The sequence below is a fragment of the Streptomyces capoamus genome (assembly GCF_014654935.1).
Lineage (GTDB): Bacteria > Actinomycetota > Actinomycetes > Streptomycetales > Streptomycetaceae > Streptomyces > Streptomyces capoamus.
The window spans coordinates 44,751-52,933 of record NZ_BNBF01000011.1 but is presented as its reverse complement, the minus strand read 5'-3'; the positions used below and the strand labels follow the sequence as shown (position 1 = coordinate 52,933).

Annotated in this window: 11 protein-coding genes; 7 read left to right on the top strand and 4 right to left on the bottom strand. The window is 67.1% G+C overall.

Annotated features, from left to right (window positions below; genetic code table 11):
• The coding region (locus tag IE312_RS40780) for a membrane dipeptidase (RefSeq protein WP_229900081.1) at nt 1-350 on the top strand (350 nt) is incomplete at its 5' end.
• Nucleotides 351-354: 4 nt separating this feature from the next.
• Here the strand turns inward: IE312_RS40780 and IE312_RS18755 are convergent.
• Together IE312_RS18755 and IE312_RS18750 are read right to left on the bottom strand one after the other, a co-directional pair.
• Nucleotides 355-750: a VOC family protein gene (locus IE312_RS18755; protein ID WP_189983242.1), complete on the bottom strand. Its 396-nt coding sequence runs from the start codon at nt 748-750 to the stop codon at nt 355-357.
• Between the two features lie 30 nt (nt 751-780).
• The gene (locus IE312_RS18750) at nt 781-1,149 is read right to left on the bottom strand and encodes a VOC family protein (RefSeq protein ID WP_189983240.1); all 369 of its coding nucleotides are present in this window, start codon (nt 1,147-1,149) and stop codon (nt 781-783) included.
• A gap of 86 nt (nt 1,150-1,235) precedes the next feature.
• Between IE312_RS18750 and IE312_RS18745 the strand changes: the two genes are divergently transcribed.
• Nucleotides 1,236-1,742 (top strand): CGNR zinc finger domain-containing protein, encoded by a 507-nt coding sequence (locus IE312_RS18745; protein ID WP_189983238.1) that lies wholly within the window; start codon nt 1,236-1,238, stop codon nt 1,740-1,742.
• Between the two features lie 88 nt (nt 1,743-1,830).
• Here IE312_RS18745 and IE312_RS18740 read toward each other — a convergent pair whose 3' ends face one another.
• Nucleotides 1,831-3,174 (bottom strand): UDP-glucose dehydrogenase family protein, encoded by a 1,344-nt coding sequence (locus IE312_RS18740; protein ID WP_189983236.1) that lies wholly within the window; start codon nt 3,172-3,174, stop codon nt 1,831-1,833.
• Nucleotides 3,175-3,364: 190 nt separating this feature from the next.
• Here IE312_RS18740 and IE312_RS18735 point away from each other — a divergent pair, with 190 nt between their 5' ends.
• Nucleotides 3,365-4,522: an acyl-CoA dehydrogenase family protein gene (locus IE312_RS18735; RefSeq protein ID WP_268254323.1), complete on the top strand. Its 1,158-nt coding sequence runs from the start codon at nt 3,365-3,367 to the stop codon at nt 4,520-4,522.
• A gap of 199 nt (nt 4,523-4,721) precedes the next feature.
• Here IE312_RS18735 and IE312_RS18730 read toward each other — a convergent pair whose 3' ends face one another.
• Nucleotides 4,722-5,897, bottom strand: a complete 1,176-nt coding sequence (locus IE312_RS18730; protein WP_189983561.1) for a tyrosine-type recombinase/integrase — start codon at nt 5,895-5,897, stop codon at nt 4,722-4,724.
• A gap of 131 nt (nt 5,898-6,028) precedes the next feature.
• On the opposite strand from IE312_RS18730, the gene IE312_RS18725 reads away from it, so the two are divergent.
• From IE312_RS18725 to IE312_RS18710, 4 genes are all read left to right on the top strand, one after another.
• A complete protein-coding gene (locus IE312_RS18725; protein WP_189983234.1) occupies nt 6,029-6,571 on the top strand; it encodes a hypothetical protein in 543 nt (180 codons plus the stop codon).
• 91 nt (nt 6,572-6,662) lie between these two features.
• The gene (locus IE312_RS18720; RefSeq protein ID WP_189983559.1) at nt 6,663-6,815 is read left to right on the top strand and encodes a helix-turn-helix domain-containing protein; all 153 of its coding nucleotides are present in this window, start codon (nt 6,663-6,665) and stop codon (nt 6,813-6,815) included.
• Nucleotides 6,816-6,879: 64 nt separating this feature from the next.
• Nucleotides 6,880-7,509 carry a hypothetical protein gene (locus IE312_RS18715; RefSeq protein WP_189983232.1) on the top strand — a complete coding sequence of 210 codons (630 nt, stop codon included), beginning with the start codon at nt 6,880-6,882 and terminating at the stop codon, nt 7,507-7,509.
• 340 nt (nt 7,510-7,849) lie between these two features.
• A partial coding sequence (locus IE312_RS18710; RefSeq protein ID WP_189983230.1) for a hypothetical protein occupies nt 7,850-8,183 on the top strand: 334 nt, incomplete at its 3' end.

The window sequence follows — 8,183 nt, the reverse complement described above, 5'->3', positions numbered from 1 at the left end:
GGGCGAAGGGCCTGTGCATGGTGCCGCTGACCGCCGAGCAGACCGGCCCGGCCGTCCCCGACGTCGCCGACCACCTCGACCACGTCCGGGACGTCGCCGGCCCCGACTGCGTCGGCCTGTCCGGCACCTACGACTCCGGGACCGTCCACCCCCGGGACCTCGCCGATGCCTCCCGTTACCCCCACCTGATCGCCGAACTGCTGCGGCGCGGCTGGTCCGAGACCGAACTGGCCCAGCTGACCTGGGGAAACATCCAGCGGGTGCTGCGCAGCGCGGACTTCGTCGCACGCGCCACACAGCTGCGCCGGGAGGCGTCCACGGCCAGGATCACCGAACTGGACGCCTCCTAGGGCGTCACCCGCCCTCGATCCGGCACAGGCAGAAGGGGTGCCCGGCCGGGTCGGCGTACACCAGGAAGTCCTTCTTCTCGCGGTCCTCCAGGTCCAGCGGGCGGGCGCCCAGCTCCAGCACCCGCTCGTGCGCCGCGTCCAGCTCCGCCCAGGTCGCACCCGCGTCGAAGTCCAGGTGGAGCTGCTGGCCGTTGCGGTCCGCGCGCGGCCACTGAGGCGGGGTGTGGTCCTCGGCCCGCTGGAAGGCGAGCCGGGGACCGCCGTCCGGCACCTGGAGCACCACCCAGTCGTCGTCCTCCGCCCGCGGGGTGCCGCCGGCCACCGCCGCGTAGAAGGCGGCCAGCGCGTGCGGATCGGGGCAGTCGAGCACGACGTTGCGGAAACGGGCCACGGTCGCCATGGGTTCTCTCCTCCAGCAGACTCAGCAGACTCAACAGGCACAGAGACAGAACGGGTGCCCAGCGGGGTCGGCGTAGACACGGAAGGTCCGCTCGCGGTCGTCCGCGTCCAGCGGCTTCGCGCCCAGCTCCAGCACACCCTGCTCGGCCGCGTCCAGGTCCGCCACGGTCAGGTCCAGGTGGAACTGCTGCGAGCGGTCCGGGGCGGGCCACCGCGGCGGCACGAAACCGGGCGCCCGCTGGAAGGCCAGCGCCGGCCCGCCCGGCACCTTCAGGTCCACCCACGTGCCGTCCCCGGACTCCTCCTCGACCGTGCCGCCCAGCACGGCCGCGTAGAAGCCGGCCAGCGCGCGCGGGTCGGGACAGTCCAGCACCACGACGTCGAGCTTGGCGAGCGCCATGACTACCTCCCTCAGGGGTTACCCGCAAGGGCGGGCAACCGGTAACGGTTACTGCATGGTCCCGCATCGGGGGTAACGTCGCAAGCATGAGCGAGAGATCGGCCGCGCCCGGCGGCCTGGCCCTGATCGAGTCCCTGGTGAACACCCTGGACATCGAGACGGGTGCCGACTCGCTGGAGACACCGCAGGGCCGCGAGCGCCTCGGGATCACCGGGGCGGGGCTGGCCGACGCGCGGGAACTGCGCGAATCGCTGCGGGCCGTGCTGCTGGCCCACGCCGGCCACCCGCCGCACCGCGCGGTGACCCCGCTGGGCACCCTGCTGGCGCGCGCCCCGCTGCACGTCGCCGTCGACGAGCGGGACGGCTCGGCCCGGCTCGCCCCCGCCGAGGAGGGCCCGCTGCTCTCCCGGGTCGCCGCCGCCGTCGCCGAGGCGCTGGTCGCCGGCACCTGGACCCGGCTCAAGGCGTGCGAGGCCGAGACCTGTCACTGGGCCTACTACGACCGCAGCCCCGCCGGCCGAGGCCGCTGGTGCTCGATGCAGGTGTGCGGGGCCCGCGCGAAGATGCGCCGGTACCGGGGGAAGGGTGCGTGAGTCACAGCGGCGTGGTGCAGAATGCGGACAGACGCCGGTTCGGCCGACTGAGCCTCGGCCGAACCGGCGTCACCCGAGGCCGCTGCGGCTACGCGGTGGGGCGGCCCATCGCGCGGTACGTCCAGCCCGCCCGGCGCCACCGCTCCGGGTCCAGGGTGTTGCGCCCGTCGAGGATCACCCGGGCCGTCGCCACCTCGCCGAGCGCCGCCGGGTCCAGCTCGCGGAACTCGGCCCACTCGGTCAGGTGCAGCACGACGTCGGCGCCCCGGACGGCCGCCGACGCCGAGTCGGCGTAGCCCAGGGTCGGGAAGACCTTGCGGGCGTTGTCCATGCCCTTCGGGTCGTACACCGTCACCTGGCCGCCCTGGAGGTGGATCTGCCCCGCCACGTTCAGCGCGGGCGAGTCGCGGACGTCGTCCGAGTCCGGCTTGAAGGTGGCACCGAGCACCGCGACCCGCTTGCCGAGGAAGGAACCGCCGCCCAGCGCCTCCCGGGCCATCTCCACCATCTGCCCGCGCCGGCGCATGTTGATGGAGTCGATCTCCCGCAGGAAGGTCAGCGCCTGGTCCGCGCCCAGCTCGCCCGCCCGGGCCATGAACGCCCGGATGTCCTTGGGCAGGCAGCCGCCGCCGAAGCCGATCCCGGCGCGCAGGAACTTCCGCCCGATCCGGTCGTCGTACCCGATGGCCTCCGCCAGCTTCGCCACGTCACCGCCGGCCGCCTCGCACACCTCGGCCATGGCGTTGATGAAGGAGATCTTGGTGGCGAGGAAGGAGTTCGCGGCCGTCTTCACCAGCTCCGCGGTGGGGAAGTCGGTGACCACGAACGGCGTGCCCTCCCCGACCGGGCCGGCGTACACCTCGCGCAGCAGCTTCTCGGCCCGCTCGCTGCGCACGCCGACGACGATCCGGTCCGGGTGCAGGGTGTCCTGGACGGCGAACCCCTCGCGCAGGAACTCCGGGTTCCAGGCCAGCTCGGCGTCCGCGCCGGCCGGGGCGTGCGCGGCGAGATAGGCGGCCAGCCGGTCGGCCGAGCCCACCGGCACGGTCGACTTGCCGACCACCAGCGCCGGGCCGCGCAGGTGCGGGGCGAGGGAGGCGATCGCGGAATCGACGTAGCTCATGTCGCAGGCGTACTCGCCGTGCTTCTGCGGGGTGTTCACGCACACGAAGTGCACCTCGCCGAAGGCACCGGCCTCCGCCCAGTCCGTGGTGAACCGCAGCCGCCCGGTCGACCCCTCGATACCCGCCACATGCCGGCGCAGCAGCTCCTCGAGCCCCGGCTCGTACATCGGGGTCTCGGCGCGCTCCAGCAGGGCGATCTTCTCCGGGACGACGTCCAGGCCCAGCACCTCGAAGCCCAGCTCCGCCATGGCCGCGGCGTGCGTTGCGCCGAGGTAGCCGGTGCCGATCACGGTGATCTTCAGGCTCATGGGTGTGCTCCAGCTCCGGTCCGTCGTTCCTGCGCGGTCATGCGGTGCCTGAGCATAGTCGGGCCGCTCAGCGGGCAATTTCCCCGCTGTCACCAAGCTCACGTAGGCGTGTTCACACAAGCCCTCTAAAATTCAGTTACTTAACGGTAATTAGCGTCAGTATCACTGCGTCTTTGGAGCGTGAGACACCGTGGCCGGATCGGCTGACTTCGACCTGTACCGCCCGTCCGAGGAGCACGACATGCTCCGGGACGCCGTCCGTTCGCTGGTCGAGGCGAAGATCGCGCCGTACGCCGCGGCGGTGGACGAGGAGGCCCGTTTCCCGCAGGAGGCCCTCGACGCCCTCGTCGCCAATGACCTGCACGCCGTGCACGTCCCCGAGGAGTACGGCGGCGCCGGCGCCGACGCCCTCGCCACGGTCATCGTGATCGAGGAGGTCGCCCGTGCCTGCGTCTCCTCCTCTCTCATCCCGGCCGTGAACAAGCTCGGCTCGCTGCCGGTGATCCTCTCCGGCTCCGAGGAACTGAAGAAGAAGTACCTGGGCCCGCTCGCCAAGGGCGACGCGATGTTCTCGTACTGCCTCTCCGAGCCGGAGGCGGGCTCGGACGCGGCCGGCATGAGGACCAAGGCCGTCCGCGACGGCGACCACTGGATCCTCAACGGTGTGAAGCGCTGGATCACCAATGCGGGCGTCTCCGAGTACTACACGGTGATGGCGGTCACGGACCCGGCCAAGCGCTCCAAGGGCATCTCGGCCTTCGTGGTCGAGAAGTCGGACGAGGGCGTCTCCTTCGGGGCCCCGGAGAAGAAGCTCGGCATCAAGGGCTCCCCGACCCGCGAGGTCTACTTCGACAACGTCCGCATCCCCGCCGACCGCATGATCGGCGAGGAGGGCACGGGCTTCCTGACCGCCATGAAGACCCTGGACCACACCCGCATCACCATCGCCGCCCAGGCCCTCGGCTGCGCCCAGGGCGCCCTCGACTACGCCAAGGGCTACGTCCAGGAGCGCAAGCAGTTCGGCAAGGCCATCGCCGACTTCCAGGGCATCCAGTTCATGCTCGCCGACATGTCCATGAAGATCTCGGCGGCCCGCGCCCTCACCTACCAGGCCGCCGCCGCCTCCGAGCGCGGCGACGCCGACCTGACCTACCTGGGCGCGGCCGCGAAGTGCTTCGCCTCGGACGTCGCGATGGAGGTCACCACCGACGCCGTCCAGCTCCTCGGCGGCTACGGCTACACCCGCGACTACCCGGTGGAGCGCATGATGCGCGACGCCAAGATCACCCAGATTTATGAAGGCACGAATCAAGTCCAGCGGATCGTGATGGCGAGGAACCTGCCCTAGCAGGGTTTTTGCAGGTCAGAAGCTGTTTCGAAGGTCCGGAGGGACACCCTCGGCTTTCTGTCCGTTGCGGCCCGATCAGGGCCGTTCCTGGGCGTCATGCTGGGGGAATCCTGGGCAGATGCCGGGCTGAAAACAGCCACTGACCTGCACAAACAACACAGCCCCCGGCGTCATGCCGGGGGCTGTTGTCGTATGCGGATCAGGCGACCTCTGACGCCTCCGTGGGGTCGTCAGCGCCGGGCGTCAGCATGGTTGCGATGGCTGCACGGCCGCGCTGCTCGGCCCCTTCGAAGATGTAGTGGTAGTGCTCTCTCAGTACGTCCGTACTGCTGTGGCCCATCCAGTCGGCCACGTCGTTCTCGGGGACTCCGGCGTACAACAGCCGCGACCCGTAGTAGTGCCGGAGCGAGTGAGCCTTGCAGTACTTCACCTGCCCCTTGCCCAGAGCCTCCATCCAGATCTTCGGGTAGAAGTACGACGCGTAGAGGTAGCCAGTCCGCGTCACGTTGGGGAAGAGAAGCCGTTCCGGCCCCCATACGCCGTGGTTCTTGATGTGCCGCCGAAGCTCGAAGGCGACGTTCGGCGGGAGGGGGACGGAACGCCCTGGCTCGCCTTCGTCACGAGCCTTGATGTGCCGACGCTGGATGGCGCTGTTCTTCCCCGACTCGGAGTCTCCGTCCTCCGCAATCTGGAAGTCGACCCGAAGCGTCTCGGCCTTGAAGTCGATCTGATCGCGGGACACCGCCATGGCCTCACCCAGCCGCAGGCCGCATCCAGCCATGAGCCAGAGCATCGCGCGGTAACGCGGAGGGGCGGCATCCAGCATCGCCAGTACTTCCCGCGTCGTGAGCCGTCGAGCGGTGCTCTTGTGCTCCCGGATCTCCTTGGCGCGACTGCCCGCGCCCTTGACCTTCTTGCACGGGTTCCGGCCGATGATCTCGTTGACGACAGCCCAGTCCATCATCCCGGAGAAGAACGAGAACCGCTGACGCCGTGTGCGAGCGGACAGCTTCCGGTCCTGCTCCATCCACAAGAGCCACTGCTCAACGTCAGCGACCTTCAGGGACACGATGGAACGGGCCTTGAAGAACGGCTCAAGAGTCGTCTTCTGGATGGACCGGTACTGCTTCTTGGTGCTGTTCTCCAGCTTCCTTTGATTCGTCCACTGCTCCCACACGGCCGTCACGGGCTGCTTGCCCAACCGGTCGTCCAGGTAGGTCCCTGCGTCGAGTTCCTGTTCCTTGCGCTTGCGCTGGTCGTCAGCCCGCTTCTTGGCCTCGAACGTCTTCTGCCGTTGCTTGCCGTCCGGGTCGTACCAAAACGTCGTCCACTTCTTTGGGTCATCCTTCGAACGCGCAACCCAAGCTCTAGCCACGGAGGTGCTGGCCTTTCTGTCCAAGGGGAGTGCTCGACCGGTGTGTCGGGAGCACCTGACTTCAGATTGAGCTTGCCCACCCTGTGTTGTCAACCCTGGGTGGGACCCTCAGGGTGGTGTATGGTGAGGGTATGCGAGCAGATGAGAGCGGCTTTGAGATCGAGCAGCAGCAAGGGGGGTGGACGGTTCGCATGTGGTGGCCGACAGGGCCTGTGACTGGCGGCCCGCAGCGCATCACCATCGAGCCGGCCGCCGACGCGCCCGCACGGGACGTAGCCCGTGGCATCTCCACGACTGTGCTGCGCAGGCTCGACCTTGCTGCGGCTCTGAACCTGGCCAAGATGGCACCGCAGGCTCAGAGCGTCTTGGAGGACGCGGCGAAGGCGCTCACCGAATCAGGGGAGACGGCCGGGCTTCTGCTGGCCAACGAGGGTGTTTCGGAGCGCTACTTGGCTGTTCTCTCGTTCACCTACGCGTCCATGGCCGACATGGGAGCCGTGGCCCCCGTGAGGCGATTGGCGAAGCTGATCGGCCGTAAGCCGGAGACCATCAAGGATCACTTGAAGCGGGCTCGGCGTGAAGGCTACTTGGGCACGATCGCTGGAAAAGCGGGCGGAGAGCTGACCGATAAAACGTTGAAGATCATCGAATCTATGGCGGTTTCGAAGGGGTAGCGACCTCCCTCGCAATGCAGAACTTTATAACTCACGGCCCCCGAGGCGACTCGGGGGCCTTCTGTTTCCGGAGGAGCGCTTGACCAAGCTGATGACAGTGGATGACGTGGCCGGGTATCTGAACAAGCCCCGGTCATGGGTATACGGGAACTGGCGTGACGAGAAGATCCCGTTCCGAAAGGTGGGTCAGTCCCTCCGCTGCCGACCGGCTGACTTGGAAAAATGGCTGGACGAACAGAACTGAAGAATTGCCAATAGTGAACACCCCCGAGGAAATTCGGGGGCTTTTTGTTTGCTGAGAGGACCACGTGACCAAGACGATTCCACCTGTGGACGAACCTGGCCAGGCCGAGCTGGAGCGCCGCGCGGATGCACTACTAGAGGATGCGGGTGAAGAAGCATTCGAGGAATGGCCGAGTCTCTGGGTCGAGCAGACGAAAACGGAGTTCGAGCGGATAGCGATAGCTCATACCGGGATGGTCTCCCTGTGCTGGGCTCCCATCGTGGCGACTCTTCCCACATTTGATCCTGAGTCGAGCCAACGAGAGATGCAATCCGTCATGCAACAGCGCCCCGGTGTGGATGATCCGGACCACTATGGCGAATTGCTTTCTCTGCTCTCCGCAGCAGAGGAGGCGGGTGCGCGGCACGGTTCCGGCTACCTGGTGGAACGTAGGAACTACCCCCCAGAGTCCTGCCGATGGGTTGGATGCCGTGAGCCTCTGTACGCCTCGCAGGCGACACGGAAGCGTGGACGCCCCCGGAGATATTGCGAGACCCACCAAAAGCCCGCCAAGGCCCGTACGCGGCGTTTGAGGTATGCGGGAATCCAGGTAAGCCGGAACAGGAACCTTGTGTACGAATTCGATGGTCTGACGGAACAAGATCTGTCGGGCTACCGGGAAGTGTGGGGCCGCATCAACACCACAGGGGCGTGACGTGAGGGAAGCCACCTCCGGGCGGCCTCCCCCTGTGTCGCATTAATTCAGAACAGTGGAGGAGCGATCCTCTGGGGCCATGCACACTCGGCGGTGTGCCTCTGGCGCGGCCTGCGGGCTGGGCAGTTCCTAAGTCGTTATGAGGCTCTGCGGACACCTCCCTGTGAGAGGGACAACGTAGAGAAACACTCCTCCCCTTACTTCCTACTTGCATCGTTCACAGTGGGGGGTAAGGGGGGCAGTGTCTTCTCTTACGTTGTCCTCTTGTGAGGTATAGGGCCGCTCTTAGGCGGCCCTTCTCTCTACTTCTTTTCATTGACTAGCTCTCTAGGAGGTCGCCATGAGCGACGCAGAACCGATTTCCGAGGCCATGCCGGCCGACCCTGTGCGGGCCCAGGTTGAGCGGGAGTATTCGGGAAAGCTGGCACGGGCTGAACTCAAGGGTTATGCGGCCCAGGCCGGGATCACTCTCCCAGATGGGTTCACCGAATATCTGGATGGTTCCAAGCTGCTTGGTGAAGATGGCAAGCCTTCGACCGAGGCCATGGACAAGGCCCTGGAGCCTTTCAAGCCCAAGGAGCCGACATTCCCTCAACTTGTCGGCTCAGGACACAACCGCGACGGAAACCGAATCACGGAACCCCGCCGCGTTTCTCTCGACGTTCGTAAGCGAT